Origin of the sequence: Candidatus Bartonella washoeensis Sb944nv (assembly GCF_000278135.1) — a bacterium.
In the GTDB taxonomy this organism is placed as follows: Bacteria; Pseudomonadota; Alphaproteobacteria; order Rhizobiales; family Rhizobiaceae; genus Bartonella; species Bartonella washoeensis.
The window spans coordinates 284888-308022 of record NZ_JH725024.1; the positions used below are offsets into that span (position 1 = coordinate 284888).

General features: G+C 37.9%; 16 protein-coding genes, 1 pseudogene and 2 riboswitches. Of the genes and pseudogenes, 11 read left to right on the top strand and 6 right to left on the bottom strand.

Annotation, left to right across the window (positions count from 1 at the left end):
• Nucleotides 1–3: 3 nt before the first annotated feature.
• Nucleotides 4–1122, bottom strand: a complete 1119-nt coding sequence (gene gcvT / locus MCQ_RS05885; protein WP_006924142.1) for a glycine cleavage system aminomethyltransferase GcvT — start codon at nt 1120–1122, stop codon at nt 4–6.
• Nucleotides 1123–1166: 44 nt separating this feature from the next.
• Nucleotides 1167–1258: riboswitch (glycine riboswitch) on the bottom strand.
• Between the two features lies 1 nt (nt 1259).
• Nucleotides 1260–1359, bottom strand: a riboswitch (glycine riboswitch).
• A 393-nt stretch (nt 1360–1752) separates the two neighbouring features.
• On the opposite strand from gcvT, the gene MCQ_RS05890 reads away from it, so the two are divergent.
• The 4 genes and pseudogenes from MCQ_RS05890 (at nt 1753) to MCQ_RS05920 (ending at nt 6235) form a co-directional block, all read left to right on the top strand.
• Nucleotides 1753–2415 carry an LON peptidase substrate-binding domain-containing protein gene (locus MCQ_RS05890; RefSeq protein WP_006924143.1) on the top strand — a complete coding sequence of 221 codons (663 nt, stop codon included), beginning with the start codon at nt 1753–1755 and terminating at the stop codon, nt 2413–2415.
• A gap of 13 nt (nt 2416–2428) precedes the next feature.
• Nucleotides 2429–2632 (top strand): Trm112 family protein, encoded by a 204-nt coding sequence (locus MCQ_RS05895; protein WP_006924144.1) that lies wholly within the window; start codon nt 2429–2431, stop codon nt 2630–2632.
• Nucleotides 2633–4306: 1674 nt separating this feature from the next.
• Nucleotides 4307–4663 (top strand): annotated as a pseudogene (locus tag MCQ_RS05915) (helix-turn-helix domain-containing protein).
• A 540-nt stretch (nt 4664–5203) separates the two neighbouring features.
• Nucleotides 5204–6235 (top strand): aspartate-semialdehyde dehydrogenase, encoded by a 1032-nt coding sequence (locus tag MCQ_RS05920; RefSeq protein WP_006924146.1) that lies wholly within the window; start codon nt 5204–5206, stop codon nt 6233–6235.
• 84 nt (nt 6236–6319) lie between these two features.
• On the opposite strand, the gene MCQ_RS05925 is transcribed toward MCQ_RS05920, so the two are convergent.
• Nucleotides 6320–6958, bottom strand: a complete 639-nt coding sequence (locus tag MCQ_RS05925) for an SH3 domain-containing protein (RefSeq protein WP_006924147.1) — start codon at nt 6956–6958, stop codon at nt 6320–6322.
• 525 nt (nt 6959–7483) lie between these two features.
• On the opposite strand from MCQ_RS05925, the gene MCQ_RS05930 reads away from it, so the two are divergent.
• From MCQ_RS05930 to MCQ_RS05940, 3 genes are read left to right on the top strand one after another with little or no spacing between them, the layout of a single operon-like run.
• Nucleotides 7484–8302: a MetQ/NlpA family ABC transporter substrate-binding protein gene (locus MCQ_RS05930; RefSeq protein WP_035008108.1), complete on the top strand. Its 819-nt coding sequence runs from the start codon at nt 7484–7486 to the stop codon at nt 8300–8302.
• Between the two features lie 6 nt (nt 8303–8308).
• Nucleotides 8309–9343 carry a methionine ABC transporter ATP-binding protein gene (locus MCQ_RS05935; RefSeq protein ID WP_006924149.1) on the top strand — a complete coding sequence of 345 codons (1035 nt, stop codon included), beginning with the start codon at nt 8309–8311 and terminating at the stop codon, nt 9341–9343.
• On the top strand, nt 9336–9995 hold the full coding sequence (locus MCQ_RS05940) for a methionine ABC transporter permease (RefSeq protein WP_006924150.1): 660 nt from the start codon (nt 9336–9338) through the stop codon (nt 9993–9995). The genes MCQ_RS05935 and MCQ_RS05940 overlap by 8 nt, the downstream gene beginning before the upstream one ends.
• A 6-nt stretch (nt 9996–10001) precedes the next feature.
• Here MCQ_RS05940 and MCQ_RS05945 read toward each other — a convergent pair whose 3' ends face one another.
• On the bottom strand, nt 10002–10481 hold the full coding sequence (locus tag MCQ_RS05945) for a MaoC family dehydratase (protein ID WP_006924151.1): 480 nt from the start codon (nt 10479–10481) through the stop codon (nt 10002–10004).
• Between the two features lie 165 nt (nt 10482–10646).
• On the opposite strand from MCQ_RS05945, the gene MCQ_RS05950 reads away from it, so the two are divergent.
• Complete coding sequence (locus MCQ_RS05950) at nt 10647–11981, top strand: NAD(P)H-dependent oxidoreductase (protein WP_006924157.1); 1335 nt, start codon at nt 10647–10649, stop codon at nt 11979–11981.
• 242 nt (nt 11982–12223) lie between these two features.
• On the opposite strand, the gene MCQ_RS05955 is transcribed toward MCQ_RS05950, so the two are convergent.
• Nucleotides 12224–12565: a hypothetical protein gene (locus tag MCQ_RS05955; RefSeq protein ID WP_006924159.1), complete on the bottom strand. Its 342-nt coding sequence runs from the start codon at nt 12563–12565 to the stop codon at nt 12224–12226.
• 1345 nt (nt 12566–13910) lie between these two features.
• Here MCQ_RS05955 and MCQ_RS05960 point away from each other — a divergent pair.
• From MCQ_RS05960 to MCQ_RS05970, 3 genes are read left to right on the top strand one after another with little or no spacing between them, the layout of a single operon-like run.
• A complete protein-coding gene (locus MCQ_RS05960) occupies nt 13911–14654 on the top strand; it encodes a creatininase family protein (protein ID WP_006924160.1) in 744 nt (247 codons plus the stop codon).
• Between the two features lie 13 nt (nt 14655–14667).
• On the top strand, nt 14668–15690 hold the full coding sequence (locus MCQ_RS05965; protein ID WP_006924161.1) for a CobW family GTP-binding protein: 1023 nt from the start codon (nt 14668–14670) through the stop codon (nt 15688–15690).
• A 10-nt stretch (nt 15691–15700) separates the two neighbouring features.
• On the top strand, nt 15701–16672 hold the full coding sequence (locus tag MCQ_RS05970; RefSeq protein ID WP_006924163.1) for a WD40 repeat domain-containing protein: 972 nt from the start codon (nt 15701–15703) through the stop codon (nt 16670–16672).
• A gap of 218 nt (nt 16673–16890) precedes the next feature.
• On the opposite strand, the gene MCQ_RS05975 is transcribed toward MCQ_RS05970, so the two are convergent.
• Nucleotides 16891–19872, bottom strand: a complete 2982-nt coding sequence (locus tag MCQ_RS05975; RefSeq protein ID WP_006924165.1) for an autotransporter outer membrane beta-barrel domain-containing protein — start codon at nt 19870–19872, stop codon at nt 16891–16893.
• A 166-nt stretch (nt 19873–20038) separates the two neighbouring features.
• Nucleotides 20039–22696: an autotransporter family protein gene (locus tag MCQ_RS05980; protein ID WP_050980869.1), complete on the bottom strand. Its 2658-nt coding sequence runs from the start codon at nt 22694–22696 to the stop codon at nt 20039–20041.
• Nucleotides 22697–23135 lie beyond the last annotated feature (439 nt).

Consider the following 23135-nt stretch of genomic DNA (forward strand, 5'->3'; position numbering starts at 1 on the left):
AAATTATCCTTTAAAATAACGTTGTTCAACAAAAGGAAGTGAATGCACAGACAGTACAATCTTTTTACCACGCAACTCCGTAAAGACTTCCGTTCCTTCCATTTTCCAACCAACAGGAACGTAACCCATCGCTACAGGACCATCAAAAGAAGGACCAAAACCACCGGATGTTACCACTCCAATCTGATTGTTCTCATTATCAAGAAGCATCGCCCCTGCACGAATAGGTTGGCGCGTTTGTGGTTTTAATCCAACGCGACAACGAGAAGGTCCTTTCTGAAACGCTTCAAGAAAAGCCTTTGCCCCATAAAACCGTGCTTTTTCTCGAACATTTTTAGGAACAGCCCATGTCAGCGCTGCATCAATGGGCGTTGTATCAGGCGTAATATCATTCCCATGCAAACACAACCCTGCTTCCAAGCGCAGACTGTCGCGCGCAGCAAGACCAACCCATTCCACACGAGAATCATTCAGAAATTTTACAGCCAACGCATGCGCTTGCTCTATGGGAAGAGCAATCTCAAAGCCATCCTCTCCCGTATAACCAGAACGCGTTATAAACCAATCTTGTTGTGGCTCGAATCCTTGCATAAACAACAGTTCATTACCAGGTAACCCAGCATCAGCCATAACAGCTGCTGCTTCTGGACCTTGAAGAGCAAGCAAAACCCTTTCAAGAGCAATGATTTGACACTCAAAACCAACAGCACGTTTCTTAAGTTCAGCAAGATCAGCCTGTGCGTTACCAGCATTCGCAACCAGCATAAAGCGGCATTCTGCTAAACGGGTAATGATAAGGTCATCAAGAATACCAGCCTGCTCATTAAGTAAATAATTATAGCGTGATTGACCAATCCTTAACAAAGCAGCATCAACAGGAAAAGCATAAGATAAAAATTCCACTGCTTGTGGCCCTTCAACCGCAATTAATTTCATATGAGAAATATCAAAAAGTCCTGCATGAGCACGGGTATGAAGATGCTCTTTCATGACCCCAAGCGGATAAGTCAAAGGCATTTGCCAACCCGCAAAAGCACCAAATTTTGCTCCTGCTTTTTCATGTAATTCATGTAAGGGAAGTATTTTTAAAGAAGATGTTTCTAATTCTTGTCGCGTGCCCATAATATCTCCAAAGTTGCGCTAACGACCACACGATGTGGTCATCTCTGCACCCCTCTGTCACAAACCTGAGAGACTCGCGAAAAGAGCTTTCGCTTACACCTTCGGCGCGGGCACTCCCGACTTTCCAGATCTGCCTTCCTCCTTTTACGGTCCTTAGAGCCTGAGAGATTATGGGCTGTTTTCCCCTTCGGCGGCAGGTGCGAAAGTTTGCAGTCTGCACTCTCCCGCAAAAGAATGAAAGAAACAATAACGCTCTTTCCGACATATTTTTACCTATAGCCTATCTTTTTCACACAGTCATCAGCAAAATAACCATAGTACCCTAATTTTAGACTTGCATAGGCTATTTTAAAGAGCTTATAATGTAAGGCTTTGAGCACATAAGATAGAAGTAATTGCAGTCCAGAAAACTAAAGAGGAAAGGAAACTGCGAAAAGATAAAAAAAACAGTATCCTCTCTTGTACGATCTAAATTAGAACTACCAAATTTGATATCTTCTAAGAATAAATATTAAATCGAGAGAGATGATCTTAACACACAATGAGGTTGTCTTTTTTACAGCTAAATAGTATCATAGACTGTGGTTGTTTATACACCAAACCTCATCGGATAAAGGTTTTAAAATAGTCATGAAAGCTGGCAATATCCATTATAATTGCGAAAATGATCTACCAAAAAAAATTGCTCTCTTTCCCTTAGAAGGTGCGCTTTTACTGCCGGGTGGCTTTTTATCGCTCAATATTTTTGAACCAGAAGCTCTCGAAATGGTTGAAGACGTTATGCTATCCAATCGTTTGTTAGGTATCATTCAACCCCTTTCCTCGGAGACAGAGGGCTTCTCTAAACAGCTTTACAAAACAGGTTGTATAGGTCGCATCACAAACTACAACGAAACAGGAAATGGACAGCTTTTCATTATATTGCAGGGAATTTGCCGCTTCACCGTAGAGCAAGAACTCGTGAATACAAAACCTTATCGGATTGCTGTTATCCAATCAAATACAAGAGACCTACAAGAAGCAGACGTCTCAGAGAGCATTAATCGAACAAGCCTCTTAAACATTGTTGAGCAATATCTGAACATACATGAAATAGAATACAATTGGAGCAATATCATACAAACGCCCACATCTATATTAGTGAATGCTTTTTCAGCTCTTATCCCCTTTACACCAAGAGAAAAACAAGCTCTTCTTGAAGCTCCAGATATTGGAAGTCGCGCCCAAACTCTTCTTGCTTTAACTGAACGCTCACTCATGAAGCAAACAGGGATGCATCACCAGTTAAATTAATGAGCATTAAAACATGAAAAAAATGATGACTGATCCTAAAATGCTCGAATTGCTCGTCTGCCCAATCACAAAGGGAACACTCTCTTTAGACCAAAAAACTCAAGAATTAGTTTCACTCAGAGCAAAACTCGCCTATCCTATTCGCGATGGCATTCCTATTATGCTTACCTCTGAAGCCCGTTCTTTGCATGACAATGAAAAAAGCAGTACACAATAAAAAAAATTAAGCAATCTTCATTCAATTTTTCTTTTGGCAGAAACTGTTATAAATCAATTCGCCCTTAAGAAATATCCTTTTTTACGCAATTGTTTCAATATGAGTCTGTCTCAAAACAGTGATTCTGGAAAAACCAGCACCATCATTCTCTTTGCTCCAATTTTGCGCTACTTTTGCATTAAGACAGTTCAGTAAGAAACACACTTATTGCTTTTTCAAAGATTTTTTGATTCTGAATGCGAAGATACAACCCCCATTCTTTATACGGAAGAGACAGTAAAAAATAATAAAATCATAGGAGTTGCAACTCACAACATAACCAAGAATGGTTACATAAATAGACTTATGGCGCTCATTTATAGAATAAGAAATTATATTCAAATTGATAGCAAAACAGGAGAGATCATAGATGGCTGCGTTGCCTCTATCGTGCCTAAAAAGGCATAATGGTTTGGGAAAGGAACGGAGAACAATAACTCAAAATGCGATTGCAAGATTAGCAGCAAATCATTTATAATGGATATAACCACAAAGCATTTCTTATTTTAGCTTTTCATCTTAATTTTGAAAATTTATGCATTGTCAATCAAACAGAATTGGCAAAAAAATGAATAAACCCAAGCAAAATTTTAAGCACAGCGTAAAGCATTTAATTACCATGATTGTGCTTTCGCAAAGTTACCACACATTGGGATCAATACACTCTATCGCCTTAACCCAAATTTGGGTTAGAGAAGCAGTGCCAAAAAACCAAATCAGTAACTAAAGATAATCTCAAACACCATATCGAAACCACTAGTATGCATGATGTTTTTGAAAAAAGCAAACCACTAAAATAGATCTAGAAAAATATCTCAAAGACCATGAAAGCACACTCCATTTGCCCATTTTACAATCAAATTGCCTATTTTAAAACAGAATTAAAGACTTTCAGCCTCTCGAAGTTTCCTGAACTCCCACTAAAAAAATCATAATCTTGAAAGATAACGCTTCTATTGGTACCCAAATGGTACAAGAGATAGCGATGAAAATGGAAAAAGCTTAAAGCCTCATAGAAGACTTCTAAGACAAGTAAAAATCACGTGTTAAAAATCTAAACTGCGCTCCTTTTAAAACCAGAATCGTTAAATTATTCATGACTTTCATAAATAAAAGTGGCTTTATACTGACTTGGACTTGTTTTCTTTTTTGCCATTCGATTTTTCGAATTTGTTAAAACGCATTCTATGCGCTCCTGAAAAGGTCTCGCTATACAAGATTTTTGAAGGGCAATTATACGTTTGCTTTCGCAAACCGTTTTTTTGATCAAAAAGGATGGAAAGATTGATTAAAATCCCATCAAAATAGGGAAACATATTGCAACAGTCGCACTTTAATTTGAGAAAAAACAACAAGCAAACTTGTCTTAATTCTAATTAACGCTTTAAGGAAATTAACCTATGAATAAGCTTGTGGTTTTGGTCGTATATGCAGCGATCAATAGGGCCTGGAAACCCGAAACTCAAACGCGAAAAATAACCCGGTTGGCGGGTATAGTGGAGTTACGGGGGTTCTTTTTATGTCCAATTGCCATGGGCACTATAGGCACTAAAAGCAAGAAACTTTTTGAGTTCAGTACTTCCAAACCCCGGAAGAGCAATGCGAGGGTGCTCCTACCCAGCGGGGGAGCTGAGAATGAAAACCAAAAAGCCACATTTTAATAACATTTCTGTAAGCAAAAAATTCGCTTTAGAAGAAACGTCATGGGGTTTTCTCAAAAACAATTAGGCAACCACTTAGGCATAACTTTCCAATAAATCCAAAAATATGAAAAAGGATTGAATCGCGTGACAGCAGAACGCTTAAAGGAAATCGCCAATATATTGGATGTTCCACTGTCGCTTCTTTTACGCTGATATCTCAACAAAAGAGGATGCCACATACCATCATGATGAAAGAATAGCGAGCAAAGCTGAATATCTGCTTTTAAAGAATTTCAGAATGCTTAAGCCCGAAAAACAGAAAGCAATCTTGCGGTTGATTTCTGATTAGCATAAAAGCACTACATTGTTTTCATAATTTTGGTGAGCGTTTTTTTATGAACAGCTTTGTAAGCTTTATCACATGAAAAGAATTTATTAAGTAAAAATGAAAAAAACAAAGTGAAAAACAGAAACGATACTGGAAAGAAATCCCATCAGTAGCTTTCCTATGAACCTGCATACAAGAATAATTTATCATGATGAAATATAATAAAAAAATTTATCAGCACAATGCGTAATACAATCATTGCAAAACTCAAACTTCTCAAGGGAAACAATTGACAGAAGATCAGCACTTCACTAGATTGTGGCGCTGTCAAGGAAATTTTCATACGGCTTGGCATAAAATGTTCAAGCTTTCTCAGCTCTTAAACACCAAGAGGGTGGTATATTCAAAAATGACCAAACTTGTGCTGTTATAGGTCAGAATTGGTGTACATGAAAATTAAACCTCTGAAACCAACAATATGATTTAATATTCCTGGACAATTCGCCCTTTCATAGGGTTCGCCTAGGGAAGAAAAATGGAGAAGGACAGGAGTATAAAAAAATGAATTTTAAAGTTGCAGTTGTCGGCGCAACCGGAAATGTGGGTCGTGAGATGCTAGCAATTCTAGAAGAACGTGGTTTTCCGGCTCATGAAGTGGTACCTTTGGCATCACGCCGCTCATTAGGGCAGACCGTTTCTTATGGTGAAAAAACTTTAAAAGTAAAAGCACTTGATACGTACGATTTTTCCGACACAGATCTATGCCTTATGTCTGCTGGGGGAAGCATTTCTAAAGAATATGCCCCTAAAATCGGAGCTACCGGCTGTGTGGTGATCGACAACTCATCCACTTGGCGTTACGACACCAGTATTCCATTAATTGTCCCAGAAGTTAATTCAGAAGCTATTGGTGGGTTTTCCAAGCATAATATTATAGCCAACCCCAATTGTTCAACAATTCAACTTGTCTTAGCTTTAAAACCTCTCCACGATGCTGCAATTATTAAACGCGTCGTTGTATCCACCTATCAATCGGTTTCCGGAGCTGGTAAAGAAGGAATGGATGAGCTCTTTGAGCAATCACGAGCAGTTTTTGTTGCAGATCCAATTACATCAAAAAAGTTCACTAAACGTATTGCCTTTAATGTCATTCCTCATATCGATGTTTTCATGGAAGATGGCTATACGAAAGAAGAATGGAAAATGGTGGTTGAAACCAAGAAAATTCTTGACCCTAAGATCAAATTAACAGCTACTGCTGTTCGGGTTCCTGTCTTTATAGGTCATGCAGAAGCTGTTCATGTTGAATTTGAAAAACCACTAAGTGCCAATGAAGCACAAACCATTCTGCGTGATGCACCAGGATGCCAGCTTATTGATAAACACGAAGATGGCGGTTACATAACACCCTATGAATGCACCGGAGAAGATGACACCTTTATTAGCCGTGTTCGCGAAGATATCACTGTCGAAAATGGTCTAGCTTTCTGGATTGCGGCTGACAATTTAAGAAAAGGAGCAGCGTTGAATGCAATTCAAATTGCTGAATTACTTATTTCTCGTAATTTAATAAGATCTAAGTCAGCTGCCTAAATAAAAAAGACAGCATGAAGCAAAAATGCCTGATGCTGTGTTGTAGTTTTTCCTGTCATCCCAATAACAAGTGTTTTATCATATTTATGGAGCAGGATATGTCACAATACGGTAGCGCGTTTCATTGCGTTCAAAGTTTCTGAAATTGACGTCATCTGGAAAAAAGGGATTATAAGCGGTCACATGTTTTACAGATACACTATGCGCCTTCGGTGATGGATTCAAAATTGTTCTTTCGTCCCTTTTTTTTACGCCTGTCGCATCAATAATGACATCTTTTCTGTAAAGTTTTTGCACTTTCTTCTGCATTTTCTGAGGCACAATAATAGTTTTAAAATCAGAGACGGTCCGCTTCATTTTTCCTTTTTGTGCTTTTATCACAGAATGTGGCTTCACATGCATATGCGCGAAAGAAATCGTAGGAACGTTTTTAACATTTAAATAATTCGCAGATGCCCAACCAGCCTTTCCATTATAGTCAAGTGAGCACCAAGCTCTATTGGAGAGACAGCCATTAATTTGCACCTTTGCACCAGTTGGAATTTTTGTGATAGCTTTGTAAGCTGTAGCTGGACCTGTGCGCAAAACCACATGACCTGTTGCTACACGAGCAACTGTTCCAGCAGTCGCATTAGGAGCAAACATCCCAAACCCTAATCCACCAAAAGACAATAAAATCGCACCCAAAGACAATGTGGTCGATAAAAAATTTTTCTTTAACATTATTTCTTCTTCCTCTCTAGAATATGAAAGGCAAAATATTCACCTTTGCAAAATTTGCCGCATTTCAATTAAGTGGTGATTAATTTTTTGTCGTCTTCAAAGGCCTACCATATTGAGAGAACAGCTCTGTTACTTTGTTTCTACCACTCTACCCATACGGCCCCATTGACCTGATTGCAGTATTCAGAGCCCATAGGTTCGCTGCTTTCAAGGACGCAAATTTGATCACTTGCTTACAAAGCCAATCGTCTTACTTAAAGAAGTTTTGAAAGAGCTATTAGTTCCCCAAAAAGTTCATTGTAACATCAGAAACTATGCTTAAATCTGCAAGAAGCGTGCGGACTCATGCATATTGTTTGCCTCCAAATGCTTACAGTATAGAAAAAATAATATTATTTTTTGAATAAAAATGATTGAATATTCTATGAAGCTTTTATACTGTCAAGCTTCTTAGAGATAATGCAGAGTATATTGAATCCTTCCTCAAAAAGTCTCTATTTAAAAGAACAAGAAAGACAAACGCACATGACATTACATAAATTATCTTGGAGCGCCTCTATTGGATTACTCCTTTTTCTCTTTGCGTTTTTCTTATCTGCTACCTTTTCCATGGCAGCAGATAAATCAAAAATCAAACTTGGCGTTATGGAAGGACACGAAGCGACTGTTTGGAAAGTTGCCGTTGAGCAAGCTAAAAAAACTGGTTTAGATATTGAACTCGTTTATTTTTCTGATTATGCTCTCCCTAATGATGCTGTTAATTCAGGAGATATTGACGCAAATGCTTTTCAGCATACACCTTATCTTAACAGTCAAATTGAGCAACGTGGCTACAAACTTTCAATTGCTGGATATACATTTATTGCCCCGATTGGTGTCTATTCACACAAAATCAAGAACATAGAAGAACTAAAGGATGGAGCAAGTATTGGCATTCCTAATGACCCATCAAATGGTGGAAGAGCTTTGCTTCTTCTCAATTCCCTAGACCTGATTAAACTAAAAGATCCTCATGATATTCTCGCATCTCCACTTGATATCATTGAAAATCCTAAAAATTTGAAAATTCGTGAATTGGATGCTGGTATTTTAGGACGTGCAATCGATGATTTTGATATTGCAATTATAAATACAAACTGGGCTTTGGTCTCCGGATTAAACTTAAATAAAGATGCCATCGCATGGGAAAAAGCAGACAATAATCCTTATAATAACATTATTGTGGTGCGCACCTCTGATAAAGACGCATCATGGGTTAAAAAACTGGTTGCCGCCTACAATAGCGAACCTGTCCGTGCAAAAATCAAAGAAGTTTTTGGCACAACTGCCCAAACATCTTGGTAATTGCGAATGGAAAATCCTGCTCTTATTTCTTTAAAAAACGTTAGCTGCCATTTTGGAAAAACAGCGAGGCTTCCAGCAATAGACCGTTTATCCCTTGATATCTATGCAGGTGAAATTCTTGGGGTCATCGGACGCAGTGGGGCAGGCAAATCCACACTTATGCGCTGCTTAAATGGATTAAAACGCATTGATGAAGGAGCTCTTTTTTTTGAGGATATAAATATTTCAAATCTATCAGAAACAGAATGGGCACCTTATCGTCAACGGATTGGTATGATCTTTCAACATTTCAATCTTTTATCATCGCAGAAAGTCATTGATAACATTGCATTACCACTTAAACTAGCAGGTATAAACAAAAAACAACGCTGTCAACGTGCCCTTGAACTCATTGAATTGGTGGGATTATGTGGTAAAGAATACTGTTATCCTGCAGAACTTTCAGGGGGGCAAAAACAGCGTGTTGGTATTGCACGTTCTCTAGCAGCTAATCCCAAAATATTATTATCAGATGAAGCAACCTCTGCTCTTGATCCTGAAACAACACAATCTATTCTAGAGCTTCTGGCCGATATTAATAAGCGTCTCAATCTTACTATTGTACTCATTACGCATGAAATGGAAGTTGTGCGTGCCATTGCTCATCGCGTTGTTGTTCTCAATCAAGGACGCATTGTGGAAGAAGGACGTGTGAAAGATATTTTTACCTCACCACAAGAGGAAACAACTATCGCCATGCTCAAACTTGTGACACCACAACTTCCTGAAAAATTTGCAAAAAAACTTAAACCTACCGGTCAAGAAGCGATCATTGAGATTAATATTGCAGGTAAAATTGCTCAGCATCCTTTTCTTCATCTTCTTGAAGATGAAACGGGTTTAAGAGCACGTATTTTACATGGTGGCATTGATACAGTCCAAGGTGAAACGATTGGGCGCTTATTTCTCAGTCTTCCCGCAAAAAACGAAGTGGCTTTGCAAAAAGCTGTCAAATGGTTGACCGAAAAAAGTCGATATTGCGAGGTCTTAGGCTATGTTTAATGTCCTTTTTTATGAACTTCCCAATGCCATTTTTGATACATTGTTGATGGCAATGAGCGCTTCCTTGATGGCACTTATTATAGGATTGCCACTCGGTCTACTGCTCTATACAACTGCACATGGAGGAATTTTTGCATCGCGCCTTCTCAATTGTCCCCTGAGCATTATTATTGATAGTCTTCGCGCCATCCCTTTTATTATTCTTGCATTTTACCTTCTCCCTATCACCCGTATGGTTGTGGGAAGCGGTGTAGGAATACCTTCAGTGATTTTTGTTCTCACCATTTCAGCCATTCCTTTTTATGCACGAATGGCAGAACTTTCTTTTAAAACAGTTGAGAACGATCTCATTGAAGCTATTCGTTCCATGGGAGCAAACCGTCTTCAGATTGTCAGGTATGTTCTTATTCCTGAAGCGCTTCCTAGTCTGATCACGGGTTTTACAGTCATGATCATTTCTCTTATCGGAGCCACTTCACTTGCTGGATATCTCGGCGGAGGTGGTTTAGGGGATATGGCGATCCGCTATGGTTATCAGCGTTATAATACCTCAATTATGACAATAGTCATTATTCTTTTGATCTTGCTTAATGTCATTATTCAATGGACTTCTGACAAAATTGTGCAAAAAATTGATAAAACAAAACATTGAAATAATCTAGGAATTCAGGTACTTCTCCCCAACCATAGCAACAATAAGCCACTGAGCCGTGAGAGCTGGCTTTTTTAACTGCTCAATTTCCACCGTAACTCCATAATGAAAAACAACTCTGCCAGAAGGGCGAATCTCAGCATTATTTAAGACAAAACGAGCACGCACCCGCGCACCTGTTTTAACCGGGCTCATAAAGCGTACTTTATCAAAACCGTAATTAATCCCCATTGTTGCCCCTTCCAACTCTGGAAGAGCTTCATAAGCTAGTGTAGACAAAAGTGATAATGTTAAAAAACCGTGTGCGATAGTGCCACCAAAAGGGGTTTTTTTAGCCTTTTCCGTATCTACGTGGATCCATTGATGATCATCTGTTGCGCATGCAAATTGATTAATCATATCCTGCGTAACAAGACGCCATTGCGATAATCCTACTTCCTTCCCAATAAAATTGGCGACGTCTTGTACTGCTATTTTTTGCTGCATAACGCTATTCCCGTTTTATTTGCTAAAAACAACCCACACCCCTCTTGCTTTTATAAAACCCATTGATTACAGCATCAATAATAAAAGATGAACTATCTTAGAAGAAAACATACCTTATGAATAAGAAAACACTTTAATAAAGTAATGTTCAAATAGGAAAAAATAATGGCAAGCAATGTGAGCCTAACAGGTTTGGCGCGTGATTTGAAGAAGCACGCAGAAAACCACCAACCTATCCGTATTGGCTTAGTTGGCTGCGGTGAAATGGGAACGGATTTACTGTCAAGCATTGCACATATGGATGGTATAAGGGTCGCAGCTGTTGCCACCCGAACACCATCACGTGTTTTTCATGCCGCAGCACTAGCCTATGGTGAAGATGGACATGTACGTGAAGTTGAAAATATCAACGCCCTAACTCAAACCATTGAAAATGGTTTAATTGCAGCCACAGATGATTTTGACCTTATTTTGCGCAATGAACAAATTGATATTATCGTTGATGCAACAGGCTATCCTGAAGCTGGTGCAGAAATTGGTTTCAAAGCGTTTGAAAACAACAAACATCTTGTCACAATGAATGTTGAAACAGATGTTACGATTGGCGCTTATCTAAAAAATGAAGCGGAAAAACGAGGCCTCATTTACACACTTGGTGCAGGAGATGAACCTACTTCTTGTATGGAACTCATAGAATTTGTTTCAGCACTTGGGCATAAAATTGTTGCAGCTGGGAAAGGAAAAAACAATCCTCTTATCTTTGATGCCACACCGGATGCTTATGAAGAAGAAGCATTGCAACGTAATATGAATGTTCGCATGCTTGTTGAATTTATTGATGGTTCCAAAACAATGGTTGAAATGGCAGCCATTGCCAACGCAACAGGCCTCCTTCCCGACTGCCCAGGAATGCATGGCCCAAAAGCTTCTATCCAAGATTTAAGCAAAGTTCTTATTCCAAAACAGGATGGCGGTATTTTAAAAAGTTATGGTGTTGTCGATTATTCGATAGGTCCAGGAGTTTCTCCAGGCGTTTTTGTGATCGCAGAAATAACGCATCCGCGTTTACGCGAACGTATGGAGGACTTAAAAATTGGTCAAGGGCCCTATTTTACCTTTCATCGGCCCTATCATTTAACTGCAATGGAAGTTCCGCTAACCTGTGCACGTATCATGCTTTATGGTAAAAAAGATATGGTGCCACTTAGCACTCCAGTAGCAGAAGTTTGTGCTGTTGCTAAAAAAGATTTACACCCTGGTGATCAACTAGATTTTATTGGTCTTTACAGCTATCGTGCTTGGATAATGAGCACTTCAGAAGCAAAGGCACGCTATGCTATCCCTTGTGGTCTTCTAGAAAAAGCAACAGTTACAGCTGAAATTAAAAAAAATGAACTTATCACACTACACAATACCGCTATTCGAGAAGACACATGGATTGCACGCCTCCGTGCTAAACAAGATCTTTTATTTAATTGCCTCTCTTCCACAAACACATAATTAAACTCTTATCTGCCTTTTTACTTGTAAATAGCTATAAATTATAGAAAAATAGCAGATCTACCCTTTTAAAAAAGATCCCCTGAATGGTTTTGCTCCTCTACCCATGTGCATATAAAAACTCCACATACCGTCTTCAAGCTCCCCCTTATCCGACGCAGTATAAGCGCATCTCAGATATACCTTTTCTTCAAAAATGATAAACAAAACACTCCGATAAAAGAGAGGAATTTCCATTGGGTTTAAAGAATTAATCCTATAAGAGATGCCACAACACCAATGAGATCCGATGATAGTAAAGAAGACAAAACGGATATAAAACCTACACAACCCCAAAATGCTTTAAAGTAAGACACTTTTTCAGTTTTTCCAAAAGCGAATTCATCTTGCCCTCCAGCACCACGAATAATAGCCATATCTACCGGCACTATATTTTTTCCTTTTGCCACTACAACAGCAAAAGGTGCCACTTCTTGAAAGCGATCTTCTGTGCTTTCCGCATGGCTTTCTACAGTTTGTACGAAACAAATAATAAACGCAGTTAAAACATATAAACACACATGATTTTTAAATATTTTAAACATAGATTTCTTTAATCCTCTTTTTTCCACTGAAAAATTAAAAAATATTTACATCTATAAAAACAAAATTTATTTTAATAATTTAATTATATATACAATATGGTATATTTTATGCATTTACATAATGCATTATGTATTTCATGTAAATACATAATGCATTATGTATAATGCATTATGTATTTCATGTAAATACATAATGCATTATTAAAATTTTCAAAATAAAAAATAATTAGTGAAATAAATGATTACAAATTATATAATTTAAATAAGACATATCAGTCTTATAAATTTAATATCTTATATTACATAAAAATAAAAAACATCATTAATCTTTATCGCATTATAAAAAATTTGATAATAATTATTTTAGTAAAATAAAAATTAAAACAGGCATTAAGTAATTTGAGTTATAAATAAAAAATATCTCTGATGAGAAAAAAACGAAGACTATTATAAATGCAAATAGTAGAAAGCCATGTTAGCTTTTATCTTTACTTTTTACCTGCTCTCTTTACTCTAATTCCAGTAAATGTAAGACTACCAAAATGGTAGATCTCCTCCGCTCTTAAATAAAGACGTATCATTCTTTGTAAAAGGACCAATTGGCTTGTTATCTTAATGGGTGCCTCACAAAAACCCACTTTGTACTCGTCTTAACCATCCAAATCATTGTATATTTTAGCGAACACGCCAGTACCTCTCCACCGCATCATCTTAACCAAACTTCCTTAATTACCCTCTCTATCATAACAATTTTTCTACCATTACTAAGCTATCATTACTGAAATTATAGATGTATTTTTAAATGTCGTATTGATCAAAAAATACCTCATCATTTTGATACATTGCGCATAAAATGCAATAAAGACATTCCAAAAATCTTGATTTGAAATCTAAATCTCATCATCACTCTATTTTTAGCATCAACTGCGATACATTGCTCCATACATTTCACAGTAAAGCTTACCCTTCTATAGTAAAAGAAGGCTCTTTACAAAAAGCCTCAACTTGAGTTCTGAATCAACAAATGGTAAAATTCATTTTAAACTTACGTAATATTAAGGCTAATCATTCCGAGATTTTGATTTTCCAAAACAAGAGCACTTGCCAGAAAAACTCACAAAATATGCTTAATTCTTAAAGTCTTGAGAATGTAGTATTGTATGCAAAATTCAGATAATTTCTCAATTAGTCAAACCATTTTTAACAAAATCTCTTTTCTGTCGTATACATATGATGCGCAAACGCTCTTATTTGCGTTTTTTTGATATATAGATTAAAATTGGTGAAAATGATCTAACCGCATTTTGACCTCTCTACATCTAACGACTTTTTTAGGCAATAAATTATGATATCGGATACGCCTTTCCTTGCTCTTTTGCCCTTAGGCGCACATGAATATCATGGAAATCATCTTCCCTTTGAAACAGACTGGATTATCGCTGAAGCTTTTGCAAAAGCACTTACTTTACAAACAAACAAGCAATTCCCTATCACACTTTTACCAGTTGAAAAAATTGGTTATTCAGGTGAACATATGGATATTCCTGGCACACAAACACGCACATTTTCTGACGCTATCGAGCGATGGATAAACATTGGTGAAAACTGCTATCGTAAAGGCATTAAGCGTTTTCTTCTTCTCAATGCCCACGGCGGCAATTCACCTTTAATGAGCATTGTTATCACCGAACTACGCAGACGTTTTTCAATGCTTGCGGTAGCGACAAGCTGGAGTCGTTTTGGCATACCGCAAGGTTTAATGAAGCCGTCTCAATATCATCTTGACATCCATGGAGGATTTATCGAAACCTCCTTAATGCTCTATTTAGCACCTGAAAAAGTGCATATGGAGAAAGCAGAAAATTTTCATAATAAGCAAGCTGATATGATTGCAAAATATCAATATTTACGTGCCTATGGTCCTCACGCCTTTGGATGGATAATGCGTGATCTTAACGTGCAAGGAGCAGCAGGCAATGCAAGTGAAGCAACACCGCAAGCTGGTGAAGCAATTTTCTCTCATGTTCTTTGTGGGCTTCGTGGTTTACTTGATGATATCAATCGATTTAAAATAAACACATTTCAATAAAAAGGCGTGAACCATGGAAAAGACGCAAAATACCCCTAAAAAAATTCCTGTTACAGTTCTGACAGGCTATCTTGGATCAGGAAAAACCACTCTTCTCAATCGCATTCTCAGCGAAAATCACGGCAAACGTTATGCAGTCATCGTCAATGAATTTGGTGAAATTGGCATCGATAATGATCTTATCGTTGAATCCGACGAAGAAATTTATGAAATGAATAATGGCTGTGTTTGTTGCACCGTGCGCGGCGATCTTATTCGTATTCTAGAAAGCCTAATGCAACGCTCCCACCGATTTGACGCCATCATTATAGAAACAACAGGGCTTGCTGATCCTATTCCCGTTGCACAAACTTTTTTCATGGATGATACTGTACATGAAAAGACCACTCTTGATAGTGTCATAGCAGTTGTTGATGCAAAACACCTACCGTCCCAACTTAAAAAAAGCCAAGAAGTGGAAGAGCAAATTGCCTTCTCTGATATCATTCTTTTAAATAAGATGGATCTTATTAGTGCAGAAGAACGCGCACACGCACAATCGCTCATTCTTGCCATTAATCCCAGAGCCATAATTTATGCAACAGAGCGCGCTGACATCTCTCTTGATAAACTCCTCAATCGTGGTTCATTTGACCTAAAACACGCTTTAGATAATGATCCTCATTTTCTCGACCACCAACATTCAGACCATGTGTGCGGCCCCGCTTGCGATCATGATCATCACCACACATCCACCATTCATGACACAACAATAACCTCTGTAAGTTTAAAAACAGGTGCTCTGAAACCAGAAAAATTTTTTTCATGGATCCAACAGGTGACTCAACAACAAGGTCCTGATATTTTGCGTTTAAAAGGGATTATCGCATTTCAAGGAGACAATGACCGTTATGTCATTCAAGGCATACATATGATCCTTGAGGGGCAGCATCAACGTCCATGGCATGAAGATGAAAAACGTGAAAGCCGACTTGTTTTTATCGGCCGCACCCTTGATGCAGAAAAACTTAAAATTGGTTTTGAAAATTGTGCATAAGCGAGTAACAATGCCGAGCACTACCCATTACAATCTGCAAAATTATTGCCTTTCCTGTGGTTTTATTGGCCATAAACCAGCTTTCGTTTCGGTCGAAGGTTTAATTGTTTTTTTAAACCCAATCCCAAAAACCATTGAAGTTCATCAAGGAATAATTTCAAGCCATTTTGCCCATGATAATACAGCGATTATCACTGGTGGAGAAGATGGAAAAGCTTGTCAAACAACAGCAGATGGTCATACAGAAATACTCGGACACCAAAAAGGCAAATGGATAAGCAATGTTGCTTTTGGACCACAAAAAGTTTTTGCCTTTTCTTCTTCACGTTTAACATTGGCAAATGTCGGTAAAGGACACCAAGAGCTTATGCATGAACGCAGTGTAGAAGGTCTTGCTTTCGCCCCAAAGGGCTTACGACTTGCCGTTGCCCATTACAATGGTGTTACCCTTCATTGGTTATCAACACAAACATCTCCAACCACATTGGTATGGAAAGGAGCACATTTTGGCGTTACCTTCTCACCAGATAATCGCTATGTAATTTCTACTATGCAAGAGAATGCTCTCCATGGTTGGCGTCTCACTGATAATCAACATTTACGCATGAGTGGCTACCCAAGCAAAGTCAAAAGCTGGTCTTGGAGCGCAAAAGGAAAATGGTTAGCAACATCAGGCGCATCAGCAGCAATTGTTTGGCCGTTTCATACAAAAGATGGCCCCATGGGGAAAACACCATTAGAACTTGGTACACGTACAAATGCACTTGTTAGCAACGTTGCATGCCATCCAAGCGAAGACATTGTAGCAATAGGCTTTAATGATGGAGTCATTTTATGCACGCATTTTCGCGATGAAAAAGAAATCCTTCTAAAAGATTATGGGAAAAGCGCCATTTCCGCGCTAAACTGGGATCAGACGGGACACAACTTAGCCTTCGGGAGTGAAAGTGGTGAATGTGGAGTTATAAACATCTCTGTTTAAGAAAACAACAATAATCACCACAGATAAAAAGCCGCACAATCCTCCAGAAAAAATTGGGCATACCTCCCCTCTTCTTCTCTAAAAAATAAACACACTTACAAGGGGTTTTCGATCACAAATAAAAAACCATTTAGATGCAATAGCAATAATAGAATTTTAATAAATGAAAAGGCAACATCTTCTGCTGCCTTTTGGATGAAAATGCATATCACATCTTGTTAAAAAAGATAGCGCAAACCAGCAGAAAAACCTACTCCTGAAAATCCAGCTTTGGTCAGCCGATGCTGATAGACTATATCTCCATGAAGTGTAAATTTCGGAGATACTCGCGCATTAAAACCACCCCCTACTTCTAACGAAGAGCCAAAAGCACCTAACTGGAAATCTCGTTTAAAAGAAACAAACTGTCTATCTCCAAAACTATGCGAAAAATAAAGCTTACCATAGAAGGAAATCACACGCCTCTCTTCAGAAGAAGAAAGCAGTTTGCTTAAACGCCCACCAAAACGTACCATCCATTGATCAAATTTTCCCAGATCAACATCAAGATTATCAACATCACGCACATGATCAAACTGAAGATGCTGATAAACAAACTGAACCTGTGGATCAAAAATAAAACCATTACACCCTATTGCAAACGTCTTTCCGCTGGTTAAGGAAGCACTTGACTGCTGCCCCTTTAACGTTGCCACCTTGCCCCGTGCAAAAGTGAAAACATCACCCCTAAAAAGACCATAAGAGAACACCCCATTCATATAAAAACCCCTGTCATGCTGCAAACTTCCATAAGCAGCAACAGACCATTTATCAAATGTGCTCTTTTTGCTTTGTTCAACATTTTGAGGATGTAGAGTGAGACTTCCATAAGTTCCCATAAGCCCAAAGAATGTGCGACTGCATGAACTCTCAATTTCCTTCAGCAAAACACCTGCTTCCAGTGCTGTATAATCGAGTTCGGCTCCATACCCATATTCAAAAGCAGAAAGATTTGAAGCATAATGATAACTTCCACCATAACCGCGCGCAAAAAAAACTGAAATTTCATCACCTTTCAAAGAACCATAAGAAATGCTTCGCATTGTCTCCAATTTTTTATTTTGAGAGGTAAAATCCATCAAACCCGTGTAGAATAAGGCATTTGGCAGAAGGAGATAGGTTGATAATTGCGGAACAACCGCTCTAATTCCTAGCTCGGAAGAAAAACCAGGCTTAACAGGAACAGAAGGAGTAGATGACGGATCTACTGGATCAGATGGCGCAGAGGGAGAAGGCGCAGGTGTAACAGGTGTCAACGGAGTAGATGTAGAATCTACTGGATTAGATGATGTAGAGGAAGAAGGCAGTGGTGTAAAAGCTGTAGTCTCAGAAGAGTCTGCTTCTGGTTTGATATAGATACCTTCAAGGCGAAAATCCCAAAATTTTCCATCACCTGCAACTAATCTCTGCGTAGCATCTGCTTCCCCAAAAGAAGAACCTGGACCGTAGCCACGAATACGATATTGATAAGGAAAACCATTTACTGTAGTATAATCATTAGCGAATTTAAAAGAATTTTCCTGTGCTATCCCAGAAACTTGAATAATTGAAATGCTTTGATCTCTTCCCTCATGGACTTTTTTATCTGGAATTTTTGGAAAATTTTGCATATGAACAAGAGTCGTTCCAGAAACATCACCATTAATCAAAATACGATCAGTTTTTTGGGGGTCAAACGAGCCATCATTATTTAAAAATACATTGAGCTTAATCTGAACATTACCCTCTGCACTGTAAACTTCCCTCGTTAATTTACCCGCGCCCGCTTCATCTATTTTTCTTCCAATGCGCAGCGTTTGATAACCATTGGATACATGTTCATCAAAAACAATCGTGCTATCAGAAAGGGCTACAGACGAAATAGATGAATCTATAAAATCAAATTCTCTTGACTCCCTGCGTTTGTTTTTCGTTAATACCCATTCAGAACCATGAATTAAATAGAGATCAGCAGTCGCTCCTCCATAAACTTGACTACCTCCTCTAAGTTTAGAAGCATCAGCATCCACTCGCACAGAAGAATTATTGACAGCTTTTAATAATAAATTACCAGATACACTTGTACCCTCTGAAAAACGAATATATGCATTAGCATTATTACTATAGATGACTGTGCTTTCTGGAACTGTAAAGGCTGTCTTTGACAAATGAACAACCCCTAACCCAGATTCAATTGCTGAAAACTGTAAATTTTCTCTCTCATTTTGAATTAATTGAATTAAGTCTTTAGTAAAATACATACCATAGGCTTTATCACCTTTGATTGTAATCGTTGAATCTTGGATATCAACTTTGGTCATCTGAAGGCGACTGAATGAATTTCTACCCCTCTTTTCACCAGAAGTTAAAACGCCTGGCAAGCTCTTAATCACTAAACCATGAATATCAGTTACTTCAACAGAACCTGTCCTAAAAAGAGTACTCCCACCTTGCCCCATATCAAAAACTGCTTTGGGGAATATATAATCCTCGGATATAGTGTCATCACCATCAACACCCACCATTCTTTCAGCCTCTCCAATAACCTGAAGAGAATCTAAAATAAATCGCCCTCCCCGTTCTGAAGAAAAAGCACTGTTGTTTTTAAAATAAACTGCTCCATCCGAAAACCCAAGTTCTGCACCATCCGTCATTAAAAAACTTGCTGAATGATTAGAATTCGTCTCAACATGTACAGAAACTAAGGCAACACGTGATCTCTCTCCTGAAGCTATAACAGCCGCCCCCCTGCCATCAATCACCCCATGGGTCATCTCAATGACCCCATCATCAACATAAAGAGCAACAGGTATATCTTCAAAATATAAACTCTTTAAAACAGCTTTTGCTTTCCCTTGCACATCTACACCATGTCCAAAACCCTGCTTGTCACTATTGTAAAAAATAATCCTTATTGCATCAACAACCGTATCTTGGCCTCGCACCTGTATGGCAATGGGACGAGGAGAAGTCAAAGAAGGAGATACCCCCTCAGGAGTCATTAAATGATAAGTTTTATCTTTAATTGTATGCTTTTGACCATCACTGCATTGATAAAACTGAGCTTCTGAGTTACACATCTCGACAGGAGCTCCTTTTGCATTAACATCTACAATTTGCAACAAAGGAAGAATAACTGATGCACAGGAATATAAAAATAAATGATTTTTAAATATTTTCATCATAGCTCTATCGTATAAAATATTTTCAATTTTCAAAAATGAATAAAAATTATAGAAATATCAATTAAATATTTCATTAATAAAAAATACAAAACAAAAGCGTCATTTTAATACTTAAAATTATACTATATACTTATGTACAATTTACCTTATACTTCATCTATAATTAAAATTGATAACGCACTCCGCCAGAAAAACTGATTCCAGAAAAACCTGCCTTAGTAAGTTTATGCTGATAAACCAAATCAGCATGAAGCGCAAACTTTGAGGACAATCGGGCATTTAAACCCAACCCAGCTTCTAGGGAAGAACCAAAAGCACCCAACTGAAAAGCATCTTTAAAATACACCGTTTGTTTTCCTTCAAAACCATGAGTGAAATGAAGCTTTCCATAAAAAGAAGCCTCACGATCCTTTTCAGTTGCAGAAAATGTCTTGGTCAAACGTCCACCAACACGTACCATCCATTTGTCAAGTTTCCCCATCTCAATGTCAAAGTTATCAACATCATGGGCCTTACTAAACTGGAGATGTTGATAAACAACCTGAACCTGCGGATCAACAACAAAACCTTCATATCTCATTGCTAATGTCTGACCAGCAGTCAAGGAAACACTTAAAGGATTGCCCTTCAATGTTGCTGTCTTGCCCCTTGCGCGGGTAAGAACATCACCTTTTAATAAACCATAAGAGAAAAGACCATCTACATAAAAGCCTGCATCATGTTGCATGCTGCCATATGCTGTAGCAGCCCATTTATCAAATGCACTTTTTTGGCTTTGTTCAACATCTTGAGGCTGTAGAGAAAGTTTTCCATAAGTCCCCATAACTCCAATGGATATTGCACTGTCAGCATTTTCAATTGTTTGCAACAAAACACCTGCCTCTAAAGCGTTATAGGCAAAATCACCACCATAACCATATTCGAACGCGGATAAGTCTGAAGCATAATGATAACTTCCACCATAACCACGCAAAAATGAAGCAGGTTTTTCATGGATTTTCATCATTCCACTGGAGGTAGCTCGCAATATCTCCAATTGTTTGTTTTGATTGCTAATATCCATGAAACCAGCGTGGAATATGCTATTTGGCAACAGCAAATAAGTTGGAACTTGCGGAACAACAGCCCTAACAGCTTTTTCAGGAACAATAAAAGTATCTCTATAATCAATAGGTGATTGAACATATTGATTTTCGAGACGAAAATCCCAAAAATCTCCGCTACCGTTCACTAATCTTTGAGCAGGATCCGCTTTTCCCAAAACAGACGTTGGACCATAAGCATAAAGCCCATACTGATAAGGTGAATCCTTTAAAGCAACATAACCACCAGCCAACTGAAAAGAATGTTCTTTCGCCTCTCCAGAAACCTGAATAATTGAAATACCTTGATTGCTTCCACCACTCCCCGTATATCCTCCTGGACTTCCTGGAACGCTTTGCACGTGTACTATCGTTTCTCCTTCAACATCACCATCAATCAAAACACGATCGGTCTGTTGATTTTCTATAGAACCACCAGAATTCAGATATGTGTTAAGATAAATATGCGCACCATCTTGTGCCTTATAAACCTCACCTTCTCCTTTTCCAATGTGGAGTGTTTGATAATTACCGGCTTCGCCGGAGTTTGGTTGTTCAAAAACAATAGAACTATCATCAATAAGATGTACCAATGAAATTGATGAAACACCTATAGAACCAGAAGAAACAGAATTAAGAAAACTTCCATTTTTTGGTCGCGTTAAAGTCCATTTTGACCCATGACTCAGCCGAAATTCAGCATCAGAACTTTCATCAATCCGAGTTCCCCCTATAAGTATAGATTCATCAGCTGCAACCTTCACAAAAGAACCATTCTCAACCTTCAACAATAAATCTCCAGAAAGTTCAGAATGCTCTAGAACTTGAACAAGACCACCAGATTTTATGCTATAAATAGCTATACTATTTGGAACCGTAAATACGGTATTGTATAAATGAACATTCCCTCGTTTAGACAAGTTTTCTTTCGGCAAACTTCCGAATAACTTATCCTCGCCAAAGAAAATATACACCTCTTCTTTCTGATAAGGATGTCCATTGTACTCATCTTTGCGCTCTTGCTCATTAAAAAAAAGGAACCCATAAGAAGCATTCCCCTCTACTAAAACAGTGGAATCAAGAATATCAATATTGCTAACAATTCCCTGAAATGAAATACCATGCGCATTAGAAACCTTAACTTCACCTTTTTTAAACTTGATAAAGCCAGCATGTTCAGACATCTGAAAAGCTGTGTTTTTATTATGGCTGTTTATATTCGTTACCTGTCTACCCTTTTCGGTAATCGAAAAGTCGCTTAAATAGACCTGCCCGCCATTTCTTGTTTGAACTCCGATACCATTTGTAAAATCAATCTCCCCTTTTTCTATATCAACGGATCCAAAATTATCAGCCACTATACCATACTTCGAAAAGTTACTATCCAAACCACCCCTGTTTAAAGCATCCTGAATAGTTATATCCCACCCTTCAATAAACGTATCTTTTTTAGATGCTTGTATGGCAACTGTTTTATCAGAACTTTTATCAGTTACCTTATAAGTTTTTTGTGCAATGTAGTGCACTTTACCATCATTGCACCGATAAGATGAGCCACTTTCATCACATGAAAACTGATTTTCATCATTTTGTGTCTTATCACCAATAACAGAACGAGCTTGTACCGTAGTATGAGTGGCATTATTATTTTCCACTTTAGCACCTGCATTGTGCACAAAAAACAGAACAGATGTTGTAACAGCACATAAAGAAAGATGATTTTTAGATATCTTTACCATAATTTTACCATAATCCCTTTTCACCATCCGATTAAAAGAACTCACATAACTCACATATTGCTAAACTATCTTAACCAAGAACCATAATTTAACACACTATGTTAAGCATGCTACATATAATTAATCTGATTTGTATTTTATTAAATGTAAAATCAAAAAATTCAACTTAAATTTGTAATTTTCACAAAGAATAAAGAACTTGTGAAAATACAATGAAGAAACACTGTGATATAAAATTTTCCAAAAAAGTAGTTATCCAAAAAAAGCTTTAGTAAGCTGCATGAAGAGTACAAATCTGATACAACGTCTTAAGAAAAACAAAAAAATCGAACCGGAAAACGCATTTAATAAAGTGCATAAGGTTCTCTCTTCAAAAGAGCTAGCAAACAAAACTTTTGAAGGAAGACAAAAAGCCACAAGCTAAGCTCATGGCTTTTAA